This is a genomic window from Opitutaceae bacterium (genome assembly GCA_041395105.1).
Lineage (GTDB): Bacteria > Verrucomicrobiota > Verrucomicrobiia > Opitutales > Opitutaceae > B12-G4.
The window spans coordinates 42873-67358 of sequence record JAWLBB010000008.1 but is presented as its reverse complement, the minus strand read 5'-3'; the positions used below and the strand labels follow the sequence as shown (position 1 = coordinate 67358).

General features: G+C 61.9%; 15 protein-coding genes and 1 tRNA gene. 5 read left to right on the top strand and 11 right to left on the bottom strand.

Translation table 11 applies throughout. From position 1 onward, the window contains the following. Window positions 1-7 precede the first annotated feature (7 nt). On the bottom strand, window positions 8-1579 hold the full coding sequence (locus R3F07_18160) for a glycoside hydrolase family 32 protein (GenBank protein ID MEZ5278311.1): 1572 nt from the start codon (window positions 1577-1579) through the stop codon (window positions 8-10). 139 nt (window positions 1580-1718) lie between these two features. Between R3F07_18160 and R3F07_18155 the strand changes: the two genes are divergently transcribed. Then, window positions 1719-3221 carry a hypothetical protein gene (locus R3F07_18155; protein ID MEZ5278310.1) on the top strand — a complete coding sequence of 501 codons (1503 nt, stop codon included), beginning with the start codon at window positions 1719-1721 and terminating at the stop codon, window positions 3219-3221. 105 nt (window positions 3222-3326) lie between these two features. Here the strand turns inward: R3F07_18155 and uvrB are convergent, their stop codons facing one another. The 4 genes from uvrB to R3F07_18135 all read right to left on the bottom strand — a co-directional run bounded on the left by uvrB (window position 3327) and on the right by R3F07_18135 (window position 9038). Then, window positions 3327-5351, bottom strand: coding sequence for an excinuclease ABC subunit UvrB (gene uvrB / locus R3F07_18150; GenBank protein ID MEZ5278309.1), 2025 nt, complete (start codon window positions 5349-5351; stop codon window positions 3327-3329). Window positions 5352-5538: 187 nt separating this feature from the next. After that, the gene (locus R3F07_18145; GenBank protein ID MEZ5278308.1) at window positions 5539-6798 is read right to left on the bottom strand and encodes a dicarboxylate/amino acid:cation symporter; all 1260 of its coding nucleotides are present in this window, start codon (window positions 6796-6798) and stop codon (window positions 5539-5541) included. A gap of 104 nt (window positions 6799-6902) precedes the next feature. Then, entirely contained in the window at window positions 6903-7568 is a 666-nt protein-coding gene (locus R3F07_18140; protein ID MEZ5278307.1) for an HAD family phosphatase, read from the bottom strand. A gap of 60 nt (window positions 7569-7628) precedes the next feature. Beyond that, window positions 7629-9038: a hypothetical protein gene (locus tag R3F07_18135; GenBank protein ID MEZ5278306.1), complete on the bottom strand. Its 1410-nt coding sequence runs from the start codon at window positions 9036-9038 to the stop codon at window positions 7629-7631. A 136-nt stretch (window positions 9039-9174) separates the two neighbouring features. Between R3F07_18135 and R3F07_18130 the strand changes: the two genes are divergently transcribed. Continuing rightward, window positions 9175-10458 carry a Glu/Leu/Phe/Val dehydrogenase gene (locus R3F07_18130; protein MEZ5278305.1) on the top strand — a complete coding sequence of 428 codons (1284 nt, stop codon included), beginning with the start codon at window positions 9175-9177 and terminating at the stop codon, window positions 10456-10458. Window positions 10459-10504: 46 nt separating this feature from the next. Beyond that, complete coding sequence (locus R3F07_18125; GenBank protein MEZ5278304.1) at window positions 10505-11722, top strand: DUF1015 family protein; 1218 nt, start codon at window positions 10505-10507, stop codon at window positions 11720-11722. A gap of 110 nt (window positions 11723-11832) precedes the next feature. Here R3F07_18125 and R3F07_18120 read toward each other — a convergent pair whose 3' ends face one another. The 4 genes from R3F07_18120 to R3F07_18105 all read right to left on the bottom strand — a co-directional run bounded on the left by R3F07_18120 (window position 11833) and on the right by R3F07_18105 (window position 14845). After that, a complete protein-coding gene (locus R3F07_18120; protein MEZ5278303.1) occupies window positions 11833-12360 on the bottom strand; it encodes a hypothetical protein in 528 nt (175 codons plus the stop codon). A gap of 430 nt (window positions 12361-12790) precedes the next feature. Further along, window positions 12791-12865, bottom strand: a tRNA-Arg gene (locus tag R3F07_18115). Window positions 12866-12965: 100 nt separating this feature from the next. Next, on the bottom strand, window positions 12966-14363 hold the full coding sequence (gene lpdA, locus R3F07_18110) for a dihydrolipoyl dehydrogenase (protein MEZ5278302.1): 1398 nt from the start codon (window positions 14361-14363) through the stop codon (window positions 12966-12968). 62 nt (window positions 14364-14425) lie between these two features. After that, window positions 14426-14845, bottom strand: coding sequence for a phage holin family protein (locus tag R3F07_18105; protein ID MEZ5278301.1), 420 nt, complete (start codon window positions 14843-14845; stop codon window positions 14426-14428). 51 nt (window positions 14846-14896) lie between these two features. Here R3F07_18105 and R3F07_18100 point away from each other — a divergent pair, with 51 nt between their 5' ends. Both R3F07_18100 and uvrA read left to right on the top strand, forming a co-directional pair. Continuing rightward, window positions 14897-15988 carry a glycosyltransferase gene (locus tag R3F07_18100; protein ID MEZ5278300.1) on the top strand — a complete coding sequence of 364 codons (1092 nt, stop codon included), beginning with the start codon at window positions 14897-14899 and terminating at the stop codon, window positions 15986-15988. An 89-nt stretch (window positions 15989-16077) separates the two neighbouring features. Further along, window positions 16078-21777, top strand: a complete 5700-nt coding sequence (uvrA, locus tag R3F07_18095) for an excinuclease ABC subunit UvrA (protein MEZ5278299.1) — start codon at window positions 16078-16080, stop codon at window positions 21775-21777. A gap of 331 nt (window positions 21778-22108) precedes the next feature. Here the strand turns inward: uvrA and R3F07_18090 are convergent, their stop codons facing one another. Continuing rightward, a complete protein-coding gene (locus R3F07_18090; GenBank protein ID MEZ5278298.1) occupies window positions 22109-23107 on the bottom strand; it encodes a uroporphyrinogen decarboxylase family protein in 999 nt (332 codons plus the stop codon). A 49-nt stretch (window positions 23108-23156) separates the two neighbouring features. Further along, window positions 23157-24440: a Gfo/Idh/MocA family oxidoreductase gene (locus R3F07_18085; protein ID MEZ5278297.1), complete on the bottom strand. Its 1284-nt coding sequence runs from the start codon at window positions 24438-24440 to the stop codon at window positions 23157-23159. Window positions 24441-24486 lie beyond the last annotated feature (46 nt).

The window sequence follows — 24486 nt, the reverse complement described above, 5'->3', positions numbered from 1 at the left end:
CCTGTCCTCAAGGTTGCGACCAGATGCTCTTCATCGTCCACGCATCAATGGACCTGATGCGACTGGCTGTCCCCCGGGAATGGAGCGACACGCCCCGGCTGTCATCGCGCCCCGGATACACCCGGACCGCCAGGCAGGTCCGCCCGTTGACAAAGACCTCCACCACGCTGCGATCGAGGAACACCCGGAGTGAGAGCGGCTCGTCCGGTGCGATCGTCACCGGCGCGGTCTCCGGGGCTCGGGGCCGCGAGTCGGGAAGGATCGATGAGCGCGACGTGTCGATCGAGACCAGACTCTGTTGTGGTCCCGTGCGGTAGCCGCGGTTGACAAAGCCGCGATCCCGGAAGAACTGGATCCGGGTGACCTCCTCCGAGCCGGGTGAGCGAAAGACATTCAATTCAAAAACCGCCTCCGGTCCCGGGAAGACTTCCAGGCCGATTTCGAGCGAATCGCCCGCGATTTCCTCGAGGATGATTTCCTGGTTGGCCGGCACGGTCAGATTGGCGAATTGCCGCGGTTCCGATCGAAGGCTTTCAACCGATTCGATCGGCTCGACCCCGACCTCGTCATGCCCTTTCAGCGTCATGCGCCGTGGCAGAGTCATGAGATGATTCCATCCCTCGGCCGGACGCCCGGCATTCATGTTGTAGATCACGACCACTCCGCCCTTTCCGTCCGGACAGGCCGAAGGGGCGTGAACGCCGGATGGTCCATACGGTCCGAAATTGGCCAAACCATGGCCTGTCGCCTCAAAAAGATCCCGGTCCATGTCGTAGTCCCCGATCAGATACTGTCCTCCGCTCATGTGGGAGAAAAAGTGCAGGATGTGCCGATCGCCGATCGGCCAGAAATACGGGCAGGCGCCGTCATCCCCAACCCGGGTGAAAACATCGCCCGTGACAAACGGGTGCAGGTATTCCCAATGAACCAGGTCACTGGAACGGAAGAGGGATTCGACCGGACGAAAACGGGGACCGGCGCCGATCAGGCGGGTCCCGCCGGAGAGTGCGTAGTAGGCGCCGCCTTTCTTCCATAGGCAGGGATCAAAAATCTTGTAGGGTGGCTTTGAGCCGTCGGCCTTGAGGAGAGGAATGACCGCCCGACCCGTCACCTTCTCCCAATTCAGGAGCAGGGGATCGCTCGATACGGCCACCATATTGCCCACTTCCGTCCCATGATACATTGCGATGACCCGATCCTCTTCGACCAGGGTGGATCCGGAATAGCAGCAGTTCTCGGGATTCGGGTAGATGGCATAGGGAAGGTCCCGCCAATGGATGAGATCCTCGCTGACGGCATGGCCCCAATGCTGGCGGGTGTCTTCCGGAGGATAGGCCTGGTAGAAGAGGTGCCAGCGCCCCTGCCAGAAACAGAGCCCGTTCGGGTCATTCAACGTCCCTTCCGGATTGACAAAGTGATAAGCCGGACGAAAGCGATCGGAAGAGAGGATCTTGCGCGAATCGGCGAAGCGCCGGACGAGGGGGTTTTCGGCCAGCTGCGCGGTCTGGTCCTCCAGGTTCGAGGCGAAAGAAAAGAACGGAACCCGAGAGGTTCGATCAGGTGATGGGGCCGGATTCATGCAAACCGATTAGAGGACCTGCAGGCCCTGATCGGCGAGCGAAAACCCTGATCTGGCGTCAGCGACCGCCCTTCGGTCGAACGGATTCACGGAAGCGACGCTTCTTCCGCACTCCGATCCGTCCCATCTTCAGGGCAGCGTGAAGCGCCACCCCAGCCCCTGCCCGATTGGAAACCGCCGCGAGCTCTTTCTCGATGATTGTCTCATTGAAAGAGTCGAGGGCATGGCGACCCGCCGGTTGCACCACCCCCAGCCACGGGAAATCGTTCTGCGCCATGATGCGCCCTGGGAAGGCAACGGTTGCGGTTATCACAGCCTCTTTCGGGACGGTGACCTCTACCGACTCTACTACAAAGCCTGGAAGATCCGCCTCTCCGCGGGGAAGATCGCGTCCGAAACCAGGCCCGACATCTACACCTGCTACGCGGAGAGCACCGACGGGATCAACTGGACAAAACCGGACCTGGGAATCGTCGAGCGTCACGGATCCACCGCCAACAATATCATCCTCGACCGCGAAACCTTGAACCGGATCGAGGCCGATCCCGGTCATCCCGCTCTTTTCAGGGACGACAACCCGGACGCCACCACTCCCTACAAGGGATTCATCCGGTCGCGCGGCCCCCATGGGCTTTACGCCGTTGAATCGACCGACGGCATCCGGTGGTCGGCGATGTCCGATGAACCGGTCATCACGGAAGGTGCCTTCGATTCACAGAACCTGGCGTTCTGGGATGCGGTGCGCGGTGAGTACCGAGCCTACTGGCGTTGTTTCCCCGAGGGCATGGTGGCCAAGGGAGTGTGGGAACCGAAGGGGCCCCGTTCGATCCGCACGGCCACCTCGAAAGACTTCGTTCACTGGGACAATCAGGCGGACCTGACCTACACCGGTTCGCCCCCGGCCGAGGAACTCTATGTCAACCAGGTCAAACCCTACCACCGCGCCCCCCACCTACTGATCGGTTTCCCCGCCCGCTACCTCGAGCGCCCTTGGGGCAGTTCGATGCGCGCCCTCCCCGATCGCGAATTCCGGGAATTCAGGTCATCGGCCCAGCTTCGCTACGGGACCGCCCTCTCCGAATCCCTCCTCATGAGCAGCCGCGACGGCGTCGAATTCGCCCGCTGGCCGGAGGGCTTCCTGCGTCCGGGCCCGGAACGATCGGGGACCTGGAACTACGGTCATCAGTACCTGGCCTGGCATCTGGTCGAGACCGCTTCCTCACTGGGAGTCGATGGGCCCAATGAACTCTCCCTGTATGCGGTCGAGAACTACTGGATGGAAACGGGCAGTGCCCTGCGCCGCTACACTCTCCGACTCGACGGTTTCGTCTCCCTGAACGCTCCGGCGGCCGGCGGCGAATGCCTCACCCGGCCGATCGTTTTCAACGGGAGTGAATTGCGGCTCAATTTCGCCTCCTCCATCGCGGGCGACGTCCGGGTGGAAATTCAGGACGAGACCGGCCGGGCACTCGAGGGATTCAGGCTCGATGAGTGTGACCCGGTCTTCGGCGATGCCATCGATCGGCCGGTGACCTGGAAGAACGGACCGGATGTCCGCACCCTCTCCGGCCGTCCCGTTCGGCTGCGATTTGTCCTGAAGGATGCCGACCTCTACGCCTATCGCTTCTGTCAGGGAGGCTGAGCCTCAACCGACCATCACAACCCGTCCGATTCAGTTGAAAGGACCGGGGGACATGACCGCCGGGCGCGCCTCTCCGGGATCCGCCCAACCCAAGGCGGGGCGCGTCTACTTGCGCCGCTTCTTCCCGGTTTTCTGGCGGTAGGATCCGCGCCTGCTCCCGGATGGCTTGAGCGCCTCACCGCTGCGCAGCGCCTTCACCTGATCGCGCAGGAGGGCGGCCCGTTCAAACTCCAGGGCGGCCGCGGCTTCTTCCATCTCGATCTCCAGTTCGGCGATGACTGCCTCGACATCGGAATCACCGATTTCCGCTACCAGGCCCCGGTCCCTCTCCCGATCCGCGCCCACTGCGTGCAGACTCGCCTGGATGCCGCGGCGCACACTCGTCGGCGTGATCCCGTGAGCCTCATTGTAGGCCTTCTGCTTCTCCCTCCGCGCATTGGTCAATTCCGTCGTCCGCCGGATGGAATCGGTGATCTTGTCCGCATAGAAGATGACCCGTCCCTTTTCGTGACGGGCGGCCCGCCCAGCCGTCTGGGTCAGGCTGGTCTGACTGCGCAGGAAGCCCTCCTTGTCGGCGTCAAGAATGGCCACGAGCGCGACTTCCGGAAGGTCCAATCCTTCCCGGAGCAGGTTGATGCCGACGAGTACGTCGAAATCGCCTTGCCTGAGGTTGCGCAGGATCTCGATCCGTTCAATCGCATCGATATCCGAGTGCAGGTACTCGACCCGGACCCCCGCCTCCCGGAGGTAGGTGGAAAGATCCTCGGACAACCGTTTGGTCAGCGTGGTCACCAGCACCCGTTCGCCTTCGGCCACGGCCTTGCTTATCTCGCCCATCAGGTCCTCGACCTGGCCCTTGGTCGGCCTCAGGTCGATCTCCGGATCCAACAGCCCGGTCGGGCGGATGACCTGCTCGGCCACCACCGCCGAACGCTCAAGCTCGAAAGCGGCCGGGGTGGCGGAGACAAAGAGCGTCTGTCCGGTCACTTCGGTGAATTCCTGGAAATTCATCGGCCGATTGTCGAGAGCCGAGGGAAGCCGGAATCCGAAATTGACCAGATTCTCCTTTCTTGAGCGGTCGCCGGCATACATGCCACCGATCTGGGGCACCGTGGCGTGGCTCTCGTCGATCATGAGGAGGAAATCCTTGGGAAAGAAATCAATCAGGCAGAACGGACGCTCGCCGGGCGGGCGTCCCGACATGTGACGTGAGTAGTTCTCGATCCCGCTGCAGAAACCCACCTCCTGAAGCATCTCCAGATCGTAATTCGTCCGCATCGAGATCCGCTGGGCTTCGAGCAGCAGTCCTTTGCTTTCAAACTCGGCCACCCGCTCGGCCAGTTCCGCCCGGATCGCCCGGATCGCCTTTTCCACCTTGTCCCGGGGCGTGACAAACTGGGTGGCCGGATAGAGGCTGAACGTCTCGAACTCGCCTGTCACCTGGCCGGTCAGCGGATCGAACTCGGAGAGCCGCTCGACTTCATCGCCCCAGAACTCCACCCGGAGGCCGTTCTCCAGGTATGCCGGCATGACATCGACCACGTCGCCGCGCACCCGGAAACGTCCCCGGGCCAGGGCCACGTCATTGCGTTCATAGAGATTCTCAACCAGGCGGTTGAGGAAAACATCGCGTCCCAGTTCACCCCCCACCTTCAGGGAAATCATCATGGCCAGAAAGTCCTCCGGCGATCCCAGTCCATAGATGCAGGATACACTGGCGACCACGATGACATCCCTTCGACTGATCAGCGCGCTGCTGGCCGCGATCCGCAGACGGTCGATCTCCTCGTTGATCGACGAGTCCTTCTCGATGAACGTATCCGTCTGGGGGATATAGGCCTCCGGCTGGTAGTAGTCGTAGTAGCTGACGAAGTACTCGACCGCGTTTTCCGGGAAGAAGGCCTTGAACTCCGAATAGAGCTGGGCCGCCAGGGTCTTGTTGTGGGAGATGATCAGGGTCGGACGATTCAGATCGGCGATCAGGTTCGCCATGGTGAAGGTCTTGCCCGACCCGGTGACCCCGAGGAGGGTCTGGTAACGGTTCCCGGCCAGCAGCGACTCGCGCAGGGCGCGGATCGCCTCCGGCTGATCGCCGGTCGGCTTATAGTCCGCGCAGAGTTTGAAATCCATGGGAAAAGTCACGCTCGCCCGGGCGAGCGAAACGAAGATGGAAGAGGCAAGACGGAAGACGGGGCCGGGCAAATCGCAGCGTGCCGCATTGCCTGCCACGACTTATGGAAAAATGGATACTGGCTGGCTTCACCGAACTCAAATCCGCCTCCTTCAAGCTCCCATCTCCGCGGGTCAAGCCCGTCCTTCAGACATTCTCCTGGTTGAAGACGACCTCGTCAATCTGACCTTCACTTTTGGCCACGATGCAGGTCACGACAGCATCGCCGGTCACATTGACCGCAGTGCGGACCATGTCGAGGAGCCGGTCAACCCCGATGATCAGGGCGATTCCCTCCACCGGAAGGCCCACCTGGTTGAGAACCATGGCCAGCATGATCAGACCCACTCCGGGAACACCGGCCGTGCCGATCGAGGCGAGGGTCGCCGTCGCCACCACGGTCAGGTAATCGGTCAGCCCCAGACCCATGGAATAGGCCTGGGCAATAAAGACCGTGGCCACTCCCTGCATGATGGCGGTGCCGTCCATGTTGATGGTCGCACCCAGCGGGATGGTGAAGGAAGCGATGGAATTGCTGACGCCCATCTTGTGCTCCACCGTCTCCATGCTGACCGGAAGCGTCGCGTTGCTGCTCGCCGTGCTGAAGGCAAAGACATGGACAGCCCGCATGTTCTTGAAGAAGCGGATCGGATTCAACCGGGTCAACACCTGCAGAAGGATCATGTAGGTCCCGGTCCCGTGGATGAGCAGGACAAGAAGGACGAGAAAGAAGTACTTGGCGAGGGGCAGGATGGCGGAGAACCCTTCAGCCGAGAACGTCCGGGCCAGCAGGGCAAAGACGCCGTAGGGCGCGAACTGCATGAGGATGAGCACCAGTTTCATGATGACCTCATTGGCGTCCTGAAACAGGCTCAGAATCCGTTGACCCGGAGCCCCGGCAAGGACCATCGCGAGTCCGAAGAGGATGGCGAAGACGATGATCTGCAGCATATTCCCTTCGGCCATGGCCTGAACGGGATTGGTCGGGAAGAGATTGATGATGACCTCGGTGAGGGCCGGCGGAGCCTGGGCCGCAAACGTCGCATCCGTGGTCAGCGCAAAACCTTTGCCGGGCTTGACGAGGATCCCGGCCATCAGGGCCAGTGAAATGGCGATCGCGGTGGTCGCGAGGTAGAGGATCATCGTCTTCAGTCCGACCCGCCCCAGCTTGCGGATATCGTCGAGGGCGGCGGTACCGCAAATCAGGGAGACAAAGACGAGCGGAACGACCAGCAGCTTGAGCGACGCGATGAAGATGGCGCCGACCACGTGAAAGAGTCCGTCCACCAGGTAATCTCCGACCATCCCCTCGGTCCCGATGGCGTTGAGGCTCCCTCCGACCACCAGACCAAGGACCATGCCGATGATGATATTGCGCGTTAGGGTGTTGGTCCGGGGGGTCGTCATGGGATCAGCGGCATTGAGGGTGGGAGTTCAGGGGGCGAAACGGTCGGCGTTCTCTGCCGGCCGGAGAGGACTGTTCGAGAAACACCCCGGATGTGGCGATTCCATTAACCGCCGGCCGGCCCGATGAGTCGAGTCAGATCCTCGACCATGAGTTCATCCAGTCGATCGACGACCCGGTGGGCACCGATCAACGATTCGCGAGGATGGGTTCCCGCCACCCCGATGACCCGAAAACCGCCGGCCAGGCCCGCCGCAATCCCAACGTGGGCATCTTCAAAGACGATGCACCGCCCCGGCTTGCGATCGATTCGGCCCGCCGCGGTCAGAAAGACTTCCGGATCCGGCTTCCCGTGGGAAACATCCTCCGCTGTCACCAGGTCACGGAAGTAGGGACGCAGTCCCATCATCTCCAGGGCCGTCTCGATATTCAGGCGATGGGTTGACGAACCGACCACGCAGGGGATCCCGGCATCGGCCAGACGGGAAAGGAAGGTTTTCACCCCCGGAAGAGGAGCAAGTCCCGACTCCACCACAATGACGCGGAAGAGTTCCTCCTTGCGAAGGGAAAGCCGGTGGACCTCGGCGGGGTCATCCGTCCAGCCGAGGATTCCCGGAATGATCCGCTCATTCTTCATCCCGAAGCTCTTCTGGAAATGCCCGGCGGGAAGTGGCCGGTTCTCCTCCTCCGCCAGCCGCTCCCAACTCTTTTCATGTTGGACGGAAGAATCGACGATCACGCCATCCCAGTCAAAAACCGCGCCTGTATCCATGACGCATGAAATGACGGACTCGACCCGCCAACGGCAAATGGAAATCGTCGTTCAGCGGTTTCAGATCCCGAACACCTTCGTCAATGCATTCCAAAGGTGACTCCAGAAAGCACGGACTCCCGCGGCCCGTCCCCTGACGGAGATTTCCTGACAAAGAAACGCTCCGGTCCCCTGAAAGAGGTCGTCAAACAACGGATTCTTTCCCCGGTAGTACGACCAGAACGTCTCCGCCCGAACCGAACGGTAGCGCAGTCCCGGGGTGAAGCCGATGGTGGAGTCCTGGTTGGTCCGCCGCCCCGGGGGATGTTCCGTTCCGGATCCGTCGAGAAACTCCGTGCGGACTCCGCGACTTCCGGCGACGACCAACCGGCAGGGTCCAACGAACTCAAAGAAGCGAAACTGCAGCGTGATCCACGCCTGGAGGCTGAAGATCCTCCAGTGCCGACGGATCTGCAGGCGATCGTCCGCCCGGGCCACCACACCGGCCAGGAACTGCGGCCGCAACACCACGCTGGATCGGCGGGGAACCGCGACCACCGCGACTTCAATCGTCGGCTGATCCTGAGTGGACGCGGTCACGGAATGGCTCCGATCGGTCCCGTTGCGGAACTCGATCAGTTCATAGAGTCCACAGGCAAGGCAGGTGAACGGAAACCGCCAATCGAATATGAAACGGGTTTTCTTTTTCAGCGCCTCGTCCGATGCCTGCAGGAATTCCTCCTTCATCCAGAGCACTTCCCCCGGTCCGAGCGGCAGGGCCAATGAGACCTTGCTTTCCGTCGCCGCGATCGCCTCCCGCGCCTCGGCATCGAGGACAATCGCCCGGGCAAGACCCAGGAGACTCCCCAGTCCAAAATAGCAGAATACACTCCAGAGGGTAGGCCCGAAGAAAAAGAAGAAGAGCGCGAGGAGCAGCGGGCCGCGCACCGCCTCCCAGGCGCGCTTTGCGTAGTAGACCACTTTCGACGGACTGGCCTCGAGCGCGGCAATCCGCTCCGTGACCACCTCCATCTGGGCCTGAAGCCCGGCTTGTTCCATCGAGATGGAATCGAGCCGCCCATTGAGGACTTCGACCAGTTTCAGATTGTCATCCCGACGTTTGCGGGCCTGCTCCTTGCGTTTCTTCAGTTCCGCCCGCTCGGCCGGGGAGGAAAGGATCCAATCCCAATAGGATTGCAGGGATTCCAGTCCACTGAGAATCCGGTCAGCCGCAGTGGCCGAGGTCCTGGCCGCTTCGATTTTCCGCTGCACGCCCTCCAGTTCATTTTCGAGAACGCCAATTGCCAGTTGCGCCGATTCCATCTCGGCCTCCAATCGGTCGACCAGGTGCTGACGCTCCAATTCGACCCGGACATTCTCCGACAGATAGAGGTAGAGCCCATAGGCTCCCAGCCCGACCGCGACAATCAGGATTCCGACCAGCAATTTGCGGGACAACCAGAGACCAAGTTGAATCAGGACCACGGTCATGGGACGTTTGATCGAACGCGATCAGTGCAACCGCAGGATGCCCGGCGAGCAAGCTTGCACCGCTATCATGCGGAAGACCATTGCTTCGGACGGGGCTTTCCGGCACCCTTCGGAAAAATCCAGATCAAACCCATCCATGTCTCATCCAAATAACACGACTCTCTCGACCCTCTACGACTCCGATGTATTCCGGATGGCCTGCCGCCAGTTCGATCTCGCCGCCGATCTCATCAGCATCCCGGAGGAATCCCGGGAGAGGACCAAGTATCCCAAGCGTTGCCTGACGGTGATTTTCCCGATCCGACTCGATGATGGATCCGTCATGATGTACGAAGGCTACCGGGTCCAGCATCACCTCTCTCTCGGGCCGACCAAAGGCGGAGTCCGCTTCCACCAATCGGTCAATATCGGCGAGGTCGCGGCCCTTGCCATGTGGATGAGCTGGAAGTGCGCCCTCGTCGGCCTGCCCTACGGCGGTGCCAAGGGCGGCGTCAGGGTGGCCCCCGGCGATCTTTCCAGTCACGAGTTGGAACGTCTCGCGCGCCGCTACATGCAGGAGATGATCCCTTTTGTGGGAACCAATACCGACGTGATGGCACCGGACATGGGTACGAACGAGCAGGTCATGGCCTGGATGATGGACACCTACTCCAACCACATCGGCTATACCGTCCCGGCCATTGTAACCGGCAAACCCATTTCCGTCGGCGGCTCGGAAGGCCGTCGTGAAGCGACCGGCCGCGGGGTGGCCTACTTTGCCAAGACCTACCTGCTCGAGATGGGGATCGCGTTAAAAGACACCACCGTCGTCATACAGGGATTCGGCAACGTCGGTTCGGAAGCCGCCCTCGGAATGGTCGAATACGGCGCCAGGGTCATCGGCATCGGCGACCACAGCGCCTCGTTTTTCAACCCAAAGGGCATCGATATCCGGAAAGCCCTCGATCACGTGGCCAGGCACCGGTCACTCAAGGGATTCACCGAAGCGGAATCGATTGATAATGCGGCATTGCTCGAGCTTGAATGCACCGTCCTGATCCCGGCCGCGCTCGAGCGCGTCATCGACGAAAAGAACGCCTCCCGCATCAAGTGCCGCCTGATTGCCGAGGCCGCCAACGGCCCGACCACCAATGCCGCCGACGCCATCATTGAAGAACGCGGGGACATCGAAATCATCCCCGATGTCCTCTGCAACAGCGGTGGTGTCGTCGTCTCCTACTTTGAGTGGGTCCAGGATCTGCAGAGCACCTACTGGACCCGCGACGAGGTCCTCAAGAAGCTCTTCGAGATTCTCGATCGGGCCAAGGCGAACGTCGAACGGGAGCGTGTCCGGCGCGGGGTAACCCGCCGTCTCGCCGCCCTCACCCTCGGGATCGGCCGGGTGGCCGATGCCAAGCACACCCGCGGTATCTTCCCCTGATCTGGCGGCTTGCCATGCCGGGGGGCATTTGATCCCCTCCGCCTTCATGCGTATCCGAGCGTTCAAACCCTTCCGTCCGGCTCCCGAGCTCGCACCGAAAATCGCCTCGCTTCCCTACGATGTCGTCACCACCGCCGAGGCCCGCGAACTCGCCCGGGGCAATCCACTGAGCATGCTGCATATTGTTCGGGCGGAGATCGACCTCCCCGAAGGGACCAATCCCTACTCCGACCCTGTCTATGCCCGCGCCAGACTCAATTTCGCCCGTTTCATCGCCGACGGGGCCTTTATCCGGGAAGAAACGCCCTCCCTCTTCCTCTACCGACAGGAGATGGGGACTCATCAACAGACCGGAGTCGTCGCCCTCTGCCATGTCGACGACTACGACCAGGGTCTGATCAAACGCCACGAGAAGACCCGTCCCGACAAGGAAAACGACCGAACCCGCCTGACCAACGACCTTTCCGCCAATACCGGCCCCGTTTTTCTGACCTACCGGCAAGTGAAGTCCATCGACCAGTTGGTCCCCCGGCAGGCCGAAGAGTCCCCTCTTTACGATTTCACCGCGGTCGATGGCATCCGGCACACCGTCTGGCGCATCTCCGATCCAACGGGCCTGCTCGAGGCTTTCCAGGCGATCCCCGCCGTCTATGTCGCCGACGGTCATCACCGTGCCGCCAGCGCTGCCCGGGTGGCCCGCGAACGCCGGGACGCCAATTCCGGCCATACCGGAGATGAGGACTACAACTGGTTCCTGACAGTCCTTTTTCCGGATTCCTCTCTCAAGGTGCTCCCTTACAACCGGCTGGTCACCGATCTCCGCGGACAGACCCCGGAAGATCTTCTGAACACACTGAAGGAGACCCACCGGATCGCCGAGGCCCCCGATGGAATCTCTTCCGGACCGGGTGATGTCCGCGTCCACCTTGGCGGCCGCTGGCATCGGTTGAACCTGGAGGCCGATCCCCAGGCCGGTCCCGCCGAGCGTCTCGATGTATCCCTGCTGCAGGATCAGGTTCTGGCCCCGCTTCTCGGTATCCAGGATCCCAGGACCGACACCCGGATTGAGTTTGTCGGCGGTATCCGCGGAGTCGACGCCCTGACGGGGGCCATCGAAAGCGGCCACGCCTCCATCGCCTTTTCCCTCCATCCGGTCACCGTCACCCAGCTCATGGACATCGCCGACGCCGGGCAGATCATGCCCCCGAAAAGCACCTGGTTCGAACCCAAGCTCCGCTCGGGCCTGTTCGTCCACACCTTCTGATCAAGCCACCGGGGACCGCGTCGGGGTGGGATCCACGCCCGACCCGGCCGGCTGCCGCCTGGACAGGCGGGCAACGGGCGCGGAGGCCGACGCCGTCAATCGGACCGTCCTTATTCTTTCGGAACCTGGCTCCCGGTGGTGTTCAGCCCGGAGATACCATACTTCGCACGAAGCTCGCTTGCCACTCGTGCGGACTCGAACGCTCCCGGATCCGCCGGCTGTTCACGATAACACCGGATCTCATACCGATACTGGGATATGAAGCTGGTTTCGGACGACATTGTCCCGCTGAGCTTGTCGACACCACCGCTGTAGCCGGTGCTGGTCTGCTCCCTGGCCGGACCGCTGAACGAAGTCCCGTGAAGGATACTGCCGCTCTCGTCGACCTTCTCGTTAACGACGAACCAACCACAACCGGACCCCGCCGCGAGATCCGCACAGGCGAGGAGCGTCAGGTCACGCACCGTACTGCCCGTCATGTGGGTGTCCCCGGTATAGCGAACCGACCACTCATTGGGGCCGGTGTTCAGTGCAGAGTAACCCACATCGTCCACGAGGGGCCCATAATAGACGTCGGAGGGAACGGTCGCACATCCCGCCAGCCCAAGAGCCAGAACCGAAATCAACGTCACTTTCATGCGCCGATTTTCGACCCGACCAACAGGAAGTCAAGCCCCCCAACCCCGGACGGTATCTTTGGGTCCGATGTCAACCGGATTGCCGGCGACGGACGTTACCTGCGCCGCCGGCCCACTGAACCAATCGGCTTGTTGCGTGGCTCAGGTGGTACGCCCGTCGGGAGTCGTTCCGAGCGAAGCGACAAGACCGGGTCGCGCGAACGCGCAGAAACCGGAACACCGAAGGTGAGACTCCGCCATCCTGCGCCGCCGACCCACTGAACCAATTGCTTTGTTGCGTGGCTCAGGTGGTACGCCCGTCGGGAGTCGTTCCGAGCGAAGCGACAAGACCGGTTCGCGCGAACGCGCAGAAACCGGAACACCGAAGGTGAGACTCCGGCACCCTGCGCCGCCGGCCCACTGAACCAATCGGCTTGTTGCGTGGCTCAGGTGGTACGCCCGTCGGGAGTCGAACCCGAATCGCTGGCTTCGGAGGCCAGAGTTCTATCCATTGAACTACAGGCGCAGGAAAGAACCGTTCAGTGTCCTAAGCGAAGAGAGACTGTCCAGTGAAAAAGAACGAACGGCCACCGTGACTGCCATAACCGGCCGCACCTCGAGCCCGATCAGATATGGATCGCCTCGTTGTGGGTGGCTGCGGCGGCTTCGGCCAGGGCCTCACTCAAGGTCGGATGGGCGTGAATGGTCTCGTGGATTTCCGCAATGGTCGCCTCAAGGGTGATGGCCAGACCGTATTCGGCAATCAGTTCGGTCGCCTCCGCACCCACGATGTGGACGCCGAGGATTTCTCCGGAGTCCCTGGCGCTGAGGACCTTGACGAATCCCTCCGACGCGTTGCCGGCCACTGCCTTGCCCGAGGCGGTGAAGGGGAACTTGCCCACCAGGTAATCGATCCCGTCTTCCTTCAGTTTCTTTTCCGTCGACCCGATGCTGGCCACCTGGGGCTGGCAATAGGTGCATCCGGGAAAAGCGGTGACCCGACGGGGCTTGCCGACCCCGAAGATGCCGTTGACCGCCTGGATCGCCTCATAGGTGGCCACGTGGGCCAGCCAGGGGGGGCCGATGATGTCACCGGCGGCATAGATGCCCTTGACCGTGGTCTCATAGCAATCATCCACCCTGAGGTAACCCCGATCTTTCTCCGGTTTGACCGATTCGGCCAGGGTGCCCTCGAGGTTGGCTTCGATTCCGATCGCGATCAGGGCGGCTTCGGCTTCGATCGGTGTGCGCTTCTCATCAACGACCAGCTCTGCTGTCACACCCGTCTTGGTTGCTTTCAGATTTTCGATTTTGGTACCGGTATGGATCTTGACCCCGGACTTCTTGAAGGAACGGGCGACCAGTTTCGAGACTTCCTCGTCTTCAACCGGCAGAACCGAAGGCATGATCTCCACCAAGGTCACCTCGGTCCCGAACGCATTGAGAAAATAGGCGAATTCCATCCCGATGGCACTGGCTCCGACAATAATGATCGACTTGGGTTGAGCCGGCATGACGAGAGCTTCCCTCGACGTCATGATCCGGGTCCCGTCGACTTCCAGACCCGGCAGCCGGCGCGCCCGGGCGCCGGTGGCGATGAGGATGGCCTTCGCCTTCAGCTGGCTGATTTTTCCCTGCCCGTCGGTGACCTCGACCAGACCGGGAGACATGACCCGTCCCTTGCCCACCACGTAATCCACCTTGTTCTTCTTGAAGAGGAACTCGATTCCCTTGGCCATCTGGTCGGAAACCTGACGGGAACGGGCGATGATCTTGGCAAAATCGTAACCGACCTCGCCGACGGTGAAGCCCATCGAGTCGGCCTTCTTGAAGGACTGGAACATTTCGGCGCTCTTGAGGAGGGCCTTGCTGGGGATGCATCCCCAGTTCAAACAGGTTCCGCCGGCCCGTTCCATTTCGACGCAAGCCACTTTCCGGCCGAGTTGCCCGGCCCGGATGGCCGCTGCGTAACCGGCCGGACCGCCGCCGATGACCACTAAATCAAATTCTGCTGATTCTGCCATGTTGGTGTAAGGTGGAGTTGAAGGACAAATGAAGGGTGCCATCCCCAAAGCTGCGTTCGCGATCAGATATCAATGACATCATCGTCTTTGCGCCTGCCAGGCGGATTCCGGCGAGGACCATGCACCTGAATCCGCCGCGAGCCGAGGAGAAAAAGGGAGGTCAAACTGACGATGAGAGAGCCGAAAAAGGCTGACAGGAAGCTCGCGACGTGGAAACCATCCACCCAGTGGGCGACCAGCATGAAGAGCAGCGCATTGATGACGAGAATCCCGATACCCATCGTCAGGATCACGAACGGCAGGGCGAAGAGGACAAGGATGGGCCGAAGAACCGCATTCAGAAAACTCAGCAACAGGACCACGACGATCAGGTCGCTGCCGTTTTCGTAGCTGATCCCGGGAATGACAGATGACGCGATCAACACGCCGAGGGCGCAAACCGCCCAGCGGATGAAGAGCTGTGCCACCGAACCGTATTTCATGGCCCACCCTTACCAGACCTCTCCCGCCACGCACAGCCTTTTTCCCATGCCATGAGGATAGCCCTGATCCAGGATTACCTCCGAGCCGGAGGCACCGAACGCCAGACCGTCGCCTGGGCCCGTTGGCTGGCTGCCAACGGCCATGAGGTGGTCCTGATCACCTTTCGTCCGGGCGGTGCCCTCGAACCCGACGACTGGGATCCCGGTATCGGCCGGATCAGCCTTCAGTCAACGGACCGCCGTCTCGACTGGTATGCCCCGGACCTTGTCGATACCCTTCACCGGGCCGACCCCGATTGCATCGTATGTATGGGACGAATGGCCAACAGCCACGGCTGGTCCCTGGCCCGGAGTATCCGCGAGGTGCCCCTCGTGGCCACCTTCCGCACCGGGAAATGGATGTCTCCCTTCTACCGCTGGTCCCTCAAGAACGCCACCGGCATCATCGTCAACAGCCGGTATGCCCTGGAGCGGGTCATCCGCGAAGCCCGCGTCCCGTCCGATCGAATCGCCCTCGTCCCCAATCCGGTCCTGCTGAACCATTCCCGACGTCCGATCGGGATGATGCGGCAATCGCTGCGGGAACAGGCCGGAGCCGGGGATGAAACCGTGGTCCTGATCTCCTGTGCCCAGTTCCGGCCGGAAAAAAACCAGATCGGCCTGGTGGAGATGGTTGCCCGCCTTCCGGCCGAGCCGGACTGGCAGCTCTGGCTGATGGGAACGGGAAAAACCGAAAAGGCGGTGCGTGCAAGAGTTCAGGCCCTCGGACTCGAAGCAAGGATCCGTTTTCCCGGCTTCCAGATGGACCCCTCCCCCTGGATCAACGCAGCGGATATCGGTGTCCGCGCGTCGCGTTCCGATTCTCTGTCCAATTTTCTGATCGAGGCTCAATGGCTGGGACTCCCGGTCGTGACGACCGACGTCGGCGGTGCCGGTGAATGCATGGTTCAGGGGGAATCGGGCTGGATCACGCCGATCGACGACCTGGAGGCGTTCGGTCACGCTGTCCGGCGATTGATCGTCGATCCCGGTCTTCGGGAAAAAGCGGGGAAGGCCGGGCAGGTTTTTGCCCATCAGCATTTCGAACCGGAAGCCCAGTTCCGGAAGCAGACCGACTTCCTGAAGCGGATGACAGGAATGTAGGCGGCAGCATCCGGAGGGGGCCCTCAAGCGTGAACATTTGATCACAATCGCCTTGAAAAGGCCGGGGTTCCGATCTTCAGTTGATCTCTGTGCCGACATCCCATCCCTCCCAGGAAACCATCCGCATCTTCGGGGCCCGTCAGAACAACCTGAAGGGCTTCGATCTGACGATCCCTCTCGGCCGGTACGTGGTCGTGACCGGCCTCAGCGGTTCCGGAAAATCCTCCCTCGTCTTTGACACGATCCACGCCGAGGGCCAGCGCCGCTACGTCGAGACCTTCAGCGCCTATACCCGGCAATTCCTCGACCTGCTGCAAAAACCCAAGGTCGACCGGATTGAGAATATCCGCCCTTCGATCGCGATTGAACAGACAAACACGGTCAAGACGTCCCGTTCGACGGTCGGGACCATGACCGAGCTGACCGATTTTTTTAAAGTCTGGTTCTCCCACGCCGCCACCCTGCATGATCCCGAGACGGGCGAGGCCATCCACGACGACAATCCGAGCAGCATCTGGTCGAAGGCACTCGCCCTTTTTGCCGATCAGACCGTTCTGGTCGGATTCGAGGTCAGCCGGCCGCAGAACATGAGCTGGGCGGAGATCCTCACCAGCCTGGAGGGACAAGGCTATACCCGGATTCTTCTACCGGAGACGGGGCCGGCCCGCATCGACGAGATCCATCCCGATACGGATCCCTCGCTCGTGAAGGCACCTGCCATCCAGGTCATCCAGGATCGGGTCCGCGTCCGGAAGGCCGATGCCGGCCGGTTTCTTGAAGCCGCCGAAACCGCCCTGCATTTCGGCCAGGGCGAAATGGTCCTGATGAGTCCGGAGGGGAGCATTCTCGGACGTTATTCCCGTGGACTTCACTCCCCGACCACCGGTCGTCGCTTTCGGCCGGCCTCCCCCGGACTCTTTTCCTTCAATTCGCCGCTCGGCGCCTGTCCCCGTTGTCGGGGATTCGGTCGTGTCATCGAGATCGATTATCGTCTGGTGATTCCGGATACAAGCAGGAGCATCCGCGACGGTGCGATCAAGGCCTTCGAAGGCGAAGTCTACGGCGAGTCGAAAAAGGATCTGATCCGGGCCTCCAGGCGACTGGGCATTCCCGTCGATATCCCCTTTGCCGACCTGACCCCGGAACAGCTCGACCTGGTCATGAACGGCGAGCCCGCCTACCGGAAGCAGAAGGAATCCGGTGCCGACTACGATTATGAATCCGGGCTCTGGTACGGTCTGGGAGGATTCTTTGATTGGCTGGAGACCAACACCTACAAGATGCACGTCCGGGTGTTTCTTTCGCGCTTCCGCAGCTACCGGACCTGCGGCACATGCGGCGGCTCCCGCCTCCAGCCCGAATCGCTCTTCTGGAAGTGGCAGGGGCACGCGCTGCCCGAACTCTACCAGATGTCGGTTTCCAGCCTGACTCCCCTGATGGAAAAGGAACTCCCCGAGCTGAAGGGAACCGATCATCAGGCGGAAATCGCCCTCGACTCCATCGTCACCCGCCTGCGCTACCTCGATCAGGTCGGGCTCGGCTACCTCACGCTCGATCGGACTTCGCGAACCCTCAGCGGCGGCGAGGTCGAGCGGGTCAATCTGACCTCGTGCCTCGGCACATCCCTTGTCGACACGCTGTTCGTTCTCGATGAACCCTCGGTCGGCCTGCACTCGCGCGACATCGACCGCCTCATCGGGATTATCCGGGGACTGACCCGAAACGGAAACACGGTCATCGTGGTCGAACACGACGATTCCATGATTCGTGCCGCCGATCATGTGATCGAGATCGGACCCGGTCCGGGTCGCGACGGCGGCAACGTCGTCTTCGAAGGATCGGTCGGCGGCATGAAACGCGCGCCGTTCAGCCTGACCGGCGGCTATCTCTCCGGTCGGGAAAGGGTTTCTCTGCCCGACACGCGCCGGCCGGTCGGCCTACCCGCCGATGGCGTTGAATGGCTCCGGTTCAGAGGCGTCAGCAAGCACAACCTCAGGAAACTTGACCTGGACCTGCCCCTCGGGCGCCTCGTCTGCCTGAGCGGGGTATCGGGCTCCGGGAAATCCACCCTCCTCGACAATGTGATTTACCAGGGATTGATCGGGCAGACCGGGCAGGTCGCGGAGGATCCAGCCGAAATCGAAAGTCTCTCCGCCCATCCGGGATTCGCAGACATTCTTCTGGTCGACCAGTCGCCGATCAGCCGGACCCCCCGATCCAATCCCGCCCTCTACTCCGAGGCCTGGGATACCATCCGCGACCTCTTCGCCCGCACGCCCGAAGCGGCCCGGCTGGGCCTGACCGCATCCAGTTTCTCCTTCAACAGCGGCAGCGGGCGCTGTGATCACTGCCAGGGCCTGGGCTACGAGAAGGTTGAGATGCAATTTCTCTCCGATGTCTTCATTCCCTGCCCCATCTGCGAGGGAAAGCGCTTCCGTCCGGAAATCCTCGAGATTGAATGGAATGGCCATTCGATCAGCGATATCCTCGACCTGACCATTGGTGAAGCCATCACGGTTTTCTCCGATCAGGCCAGGATCCGTAAAAGGCTCCAGGCACTCGACGACGTGGGCCTCGGCTATCTCACCCTCGGTCAGCCGCTCAACACGCTGTCCGGCGGAGAATCCCAACGGCTCAAGCTTGTCCGCTACCTCGGCGAAGTCTCCCGGACAGACCCGACCAACCGGGCTCTTCTCTTGCTCGATGAACCCACCACCGGCCTGCATCGCCACGATGTCCGCCGGCTCATCGGAGTGCTGCAAAGGCTCGTCGATCACGGTCACAGCGTTGTCATCATCGAACACAATCTTGATGTCCTCAAGTCGGCGGACTGGGTGATCGAGCTCGGCCCGGAAGCGGGCGACGGGGGCGGCCGAATCGTCGCCACGGGCACCCCGGAGACGGTGGCCCGGGCCGGGACACTCTCCTCCCCCTACCTCAGGGACGCGCTCGAGGATCGGGCCCGGTCCGCCAAGACCCCCGCGGTGGCGGAGAGCGCAGGCCGGTCGGGTTACCGGGCGGCGTCGAAGACGCGGGGAAGACGAACCGGCCAGGTCATTGAGGTCATCGGTGCCCGCGAGCACAACCTCAAGAACATCTCCGTCCGGATTCCACACCGACAGCTCTCGGTAGTGACCGGCATCTCGGGATCGGGCAAATCCACCCTGGCGTTCGATATCATTTTCGGCGAGGGCCAAAGGCGTTTCATGGAGTCGATGTCGCCTTACGCCCGGCAATTCGTCGAGCAGATGCCCCGTCCCGCGATTGACCGCCTTTCCGGGATCCCCCCCACTGTTGCGATCGAGCAGCGGATCACCCGCGGCAGCCGCAAGTCTACCGTTGCCACCGTGACCGAGGTCGCCCAATACCTTCGGCTGCTCTACGCCCGGATCGGCCTCCAGCACAATCCGGCGACCGGAAAACCGGTCGAGACCCAGACCGAGTCCGAGGTGATCGGGCGAATCGAAAGGGACCTTCGCTCCAAGCCCCTGCGAATCGCCCGTCACCTCTTCCTCTGCGCACCGCTCATCCGCGGGCGCAAGGGACACCACCAGCCCATCGCCAACTGGATCGAAGACCACGGACACGAACGGATGCGAACCGACGGCGTCATCATGCTGACCGAGGATTTCCAGAAGCTGGACCGCTACCGCGAGCACACCATCGACGTGGTCGTGGCCGACCTCGCATCCTCGGACAAAGCGGCCACCCGCAAGCGGTCCGAAGTGGCCACGGTCGTATCTGAAGCCCTGCGCCTCGGCAAGGGATCCTGCTTCCTCGCCGGTCCGGAGGGTCACGAAATCAGCTGGTATTCGACCAGCCGGACCGATACCGAGACCGGCGAAGCCTTTCCCGAACTCGACCCCAAGCATTTTTCCTTCAACTCCCCCAAAGGCTGGTGCCCGGCCTGCCGGGGCCACGGGCGCATCCTGCCCTGGATGCTCGAGAGCCGGGACGATGAAGACCTGCCGCCGGAACTGGCCGACCTCGCCCACGACCTTGATCCCGACGAGCTCGAATCACTGAAGGGCTCGATCTGCCCGGAATGCCGCGGGACCCGCCTCAACCGGATCAGTCGGGCCGTCCGGGTGGCCCTGACCGATGGCCGCAACCTCTCCCTCCCTGAGATGCTCGCGCTCGAGCCGGCCGCCCTGATCAAGGCCCTGCGCAAGCTCCGGCTCGACCACCGAAGCCGGCTCATTGTATCCGATATCATCCCACAGATTGAGGAACGCCTCCGCTTCATGGACGAAGTGGGCCTCGCCTACCTGACCCTCGATCGACCGGCCACCACGCTCTCCGGGGGAGAGGCCCAACGGATCCGCCTCGCCTCCCAGCTCGGCACGAATCTCGCCGGCGTCCTCTATGTCCTCGACGAGCCCAGCATCGGACTGCACGCGCGCGACAATGACCGACTGATCGCCACCCTGCTCGAGCTGCGCGACAAGGGAAACACCCTGCTGGTGGTCGAGCACGACGACGCCATGATGGAGCAGGCCGACACCATCATAGATCTTGGACCCGGCGCCGGCATCCACGGTGGAGCCATCCTCGCCAACGGCACCCTCAAACAGCTTCTCCGCAACAAAAAAAGCCTGACCGGGAAATACCTCAAAGCCCAGATCCCTCACCCTTTCAACGGGATCTGGCGCCCCCTTCCCCCAAAGGACGGCCGCGGGCGGCCGCCGGGTTGGCTCACCCTTTCCGGCGCCCGTCTGCGCAACCTCGGCGGGATGGACATCCGGATTCCGATCGGCCGCCTCACCATGGTCGGGGGCGTCTCCGGAGCGGGCAAATCCACCCTGATCCGGGATCTCCTCAAACCCGCGGTCGCCATGGCGATTCACGCCCAGACCGCACGCCTGACCGGCACCGCGTTCCTCAAGGCGACCGATTCCCTCGACGACGGGGATGACGGTGGTGGGACGGGCGGGCCTCCTTTCCGCGATCTGCGCAACGGGCACCTTTTCAAGTCGGTCATCGAGGTCGACCAGGCCCCGATCGGGAAGACTCCGCGCTCGACCCCGGCCACCTACCTCGGAGCTTTCGACCTGATCCGCAAGTTCTTTGCCGAACTGCCCGAGTCCAGGATGCGAGGATTCCAGCCCGGGCGATTTTCCTTCAACACGCCCGGCGGGCGCTGCGAGACCTGCAAGGGCGCCGGGCGGGTCAAGCTCGAGATGAACTTCCTTCCCGACACCTACCTGCCCTGCGAGGACTGCGATGGATCCCGCTACGGTCCCGAACTCCAGGACATCACCTGGAAAGGGAAGACCGTTTCGGAAGTGCTCGCCCTGACCTTCGACGAAGCCGCCGTCTTCTTCGACTTCCATGCCGTTCTCAAGGAGACCATGCAACTGATGGTCGATACCGGGCTCGGCTACCTGACGCTCGGGCAGAGCAGTCCGACCCTCTCAGGCGGTGAAGCCCAGCGCCTGAAACTGGTCACTGAATTGACCCGTGGCCTGCAGACAGTGACCGAACGCAAACGCGGCATCCAGCCCCGCAACCTCTACATCCTCGAGGAACCCACCATCGGGCTCCACCTCAGCGACTGCGAAAAGCTCATCCAGGTCCTCCATCGGTTGGTCGAGCAGGGACATACCGTCATCGTGATCGAGCACCACCTCGACCTTCTCGCCGAGGCGGATTACCTGATCGAGGTCGGTCCCGGAGGCGGACCCGCCGGCGGAAAGATCACCTTCCAGGGACCGCTCAAGGATCTCGGCAAGGCGAAAAACAGCGCGACCGCTCCCTATCTGCAGACACGGTTGGGCGGCTCCGGCTGAACACAGGCCGAAGGCGTTTGCCCCGCCAAACCAACCGTAGTATCCACGAATGGCAATTGGTTGAGGATGCCTGTCGTTGTTTTGTGCCGGACAACCGTTGCGGCTGGCCGGGGACGTCCAGCGCTACCACGGATGCTCTGATTTCAGTTGGTAGGGCGAGGGCCTCCGGACCCGCCGTCGAAGAGCAGTCAACACCTCGTTGGCTGATCCGACTCTTTCGCTAACTAGGCGCCGTTCCAGCATGCAACGTAGGGTTCTCGGACTGAAAACCAAACGTAGCACCCTACGGTTGGTTTATTTGTGACCTATTTGTGGATACAAAAGGGATCGCTCAACCCTTGAACGGCGCACAGAGGGCCTTCAGGTTCTCCACCGGGGTGCCCGACGGGATTTCACAGCCGGCATTGACACAATAAGGCTGTCCGGCTTCCCCGAACATGCGCACCAGCGCTGTCCGGATCGAATCGGGCGTCCCCTTCATGACTCCCCCCACCGGATCAAGGTTGCCCGCCAGGACCACCTGCGATCCCATCGCTCTGCGGGCGGCCTTGAGGTCGACCAGATGATCCACATCAAGGATGTCGATCGGCAGACCCGCGAACTGGTCGAGCAGATGGGTCGTGTTGCCGCAGATGTGGAGACGGACCCTCCCTCCCATCTGCCGGATACCCTCCATCAGGCGAAGCTGTCGCGGCCGGATGAGGTCGCGGTAATTCTCCGGCGACACCTGGCTGACCACTGCGTCGCCGATCCCGATCGTATCGGCGCCCCGGTCCATTTGAGCCCGGGCAAAGGCGAGGCCGGCCTCCACACAGACGTCCATCAGGTCGGCCACGAACCCGGGTTCCTCCATCAGATCCATGAAGAGATTTTCCGTATCCCGGAGAGTCGCCGCTTCCGCGGCGGGTCCCTCAATCCAGCCGAGTATGCTGTAGTCGGGACCCTGCCGGGCGAGCGCTTCGACCGCCATCAACCGGTCACGCATCCTCGGCGAGGACTCAGGGTCGGGACTCTCGAGCCGCGCCAGGTCCATCGAATCCTTGAGGGGCCGGTAGGTGCATTCCGGCACCTCGTTTTTCGAGTAGACGACCCGCCCCCCGAAACCGGTGGTTTCCCGATAGGGGTCCGAAATCGCGCTCCATTGATCGTAACCGAAGTCGGCCGCACAACGCAGATTCGCTTCGACCAGAACCCGATAATCCGAGGCAAACGCTCCATAATTCGATCCGATGTATTCCGCCGCATACCGCATCAGAATCGGAATCCGCGCCAGGTGATCGACCGCTTCCCCGTTGAGCGTGGCCAGATAACGTTGCTTTCCTGTCATCATCCTGGATTCAGACTGACCGGGATATCGGCACAGTCCATCTCGAACTCGGTCAGGCGATGTCTGCCAGCAGGTCCGCAATTCTGACAGGACGGCCGCTTCTCAGGGATTCGCGGGCCGCGATCCCGACGAGCGACGACATCGCCCCCGCCCGCGCTCCGGCGAACCCTCCGGTGCGATCCGATTCGTCCCGCCCGTTGAAGATCTCGTGCATGATCAACGGATCCGCGCCTCCATGCCCCCCTTCCCGATCGACGACATCGATGGTCTGCATGCGCCCGAACAAGGGGAAAAGGCGGATATTCTGAGCCGGGGGCTCCGGGAAAGGAAGCCGGGCCGGGCCACCGTGAACGGCATCGCTCTCTATCCTTCCCCCCGTCCCGTTGATGGCCAGGCGATAGCCCTCATAGGGAAGCGAGGCATTCAGGGAATAGCTCATCATGACTCCGCCGGCGTAGCGGACACTCAGGCTGAAGGTATCCCAGGTATCGATGTCCGAATCAAAGATGCAACGATCGGCATAGTAGCCGTCAGACCTCGCAAACAACTCGTTCTTTCCCGGGTTGTTGAAGTTGATCAGGTGCTCATCCTGGGAGCCATCACCGGAGGCGTGCCGCCGGTAGTAGGCGCACTTGTCGCCGCAGGTCGAACAGCGGCGCCCGTCGATCCTCTCCGGATTCTCCGGACCGTCCGGACCATAGTAGTTCAGGGCACCGTAGGCAAAGACCTCGACCGGATCCTGATCGATCATCCAGTTGACGAGGTCAAAATGGTGGCTGGCCTTCGTCACCAGCAGGGAGCCCGATTGCGCCGCATAGCGATTCCACCGCTTGAAATAGGAGGCGCCGTGGAAGGTATCGAGATAGTAGTTGAAATCGACCTGGGTGGGACGTCCGATCGCTTCATCCAGAATCAACTCCCGGATCCGGGTGGTGACCGGTGCGTAGCGGTAATTGAGGGTGACTGTGATGGACGCCCGGCTCGCCGCCTCGGCGGCGAGCACCGCCCTCACCTGGTCGGCGTCAATTGCCATCGGCTTCTCACAGATCGCATCGATGTGGTGCTCCATCGCCGCAACCAGGTAGGTGGCGTGCGTGCCGTCCGTCGTCGAAATGATCACCGCATCCGGCCGGGTCTCCTCGATCATCCGGGAAAACTCGTTCTCCGAGTATCCCGGCAGGGACAGACGATTGGTTTCGTTGAAATCCGCAATCCGTGCTTCATTTCGATCAAGGAGCGCCACAATTTCAGCCCGGTCCCGGAAATCCCCCAGGATCCGGTCGGTATAGGATTTCGAGCGTCCGCTGACCCCGACTATGGCATATCGCTTCTTCATTGAACCGGCATCATGGGGAACTCCGGAAAGATCGGCAATGCGGCAA

What these genes read in the sequence shown, in the direction of transcription:
- R3F07_18160 (MEZ5278311.1), bottom strand. Translation starts at nt 1,579, where the DNA reads ATGAATCCGGCCCCATCACCTGATCGAACCTCTCGGGTTCCGTTCTTT.
- uvrB (MEZ5278309.1), bottom strand. Translation starts at nt 5,351, where the DNA reads ATGGATTTCAAACTCTGCGCGGACTATAAGCCGACCGGCGATCAGCCG.
- R3F07_18145 (MEZ5278308.1), bottom strand. Translation starts at nt 6,798, where the DNA reads ATGACGACCCCCCGGACCAACACCCTAACGCGCAATATCATCATCGGC.
- R3F07_18140 (MEZ5278307.1), bottom strand. Translation starts at nt 7,568, where the DNA reads ATGGATACAGGCGCGGTTTTTGACTGGGATGGCGTGATCGTCGATTCT.
- R3F07_18135 (MEZ5278306.1), bottom strand. Translation starts at nt 9,038, where the DNA reads ATGACCGTGGTCCTGATTCAACTTGGTCTCTGGTTGTCCCGCAAATTG.
- R3F07_18130 (MEZ5278305.1), top strand. Translation starts at nt 9,175, where the DNA reads ATGTCTCATCCAAATAACACGACTCTCTCGACCCTCTACGACTCCGAT.
- R3F07_18125 (MEZ5278304.1), top strand. Translation starts at nt 10,505, where the DNA reads ATGCGTATCCGAGCGTTCAAACCCTTCCGTCCGGCTCCCGAGCTCGCA.
- R3F07_18120 (MEZ5278303.1), bottom strand. Translation starts at nt 12,360, where the DNA reads ATGAAAGTGACGTTGATTTCGGTTCTGGCTCTTGGGCTGGCGGGATGT.
- lpdA (MEZ5278302.1), bottom strand. Translation starts at nt 14,363, where the DNA reads ATGGCAGAATCAGCAGAATTTGATTTAGTGGTCATCGGCGGCGGTCCG.
- R3F07_18105 (MEZ5278301.1), bottom strand. Translation starts at nt 14,845, where the DNA reads ATGAAATACGGTTCGGTGGCACAGCTCTTCATCCGCTGGGCGGTTTGC.
- R3F07_18100 (MEZ5278300.1), top strand. Translation starts at nt 14,897, where the DNA reads ATGAGGATAGCCCTGATCCAGGATTACCTCCGAGCCGGAGGCACCGAA.
- R3F07_18090 (MEZ5278298.1), bottom strand. Translation starts at nt 23,107, where the DNA reads ATGATGACAGGAAAGCAACGTTATCTGGCCACGCTCAACGGGGAAGCG.
- R3F07_18085 (MEZ5278297.1), bottom strand. Translation starts at nt 24,440, where the DNA reads ATGAAGAAGCGATATGCCATAGTCGGGGTCAGCGGACGCTCGAAATCC.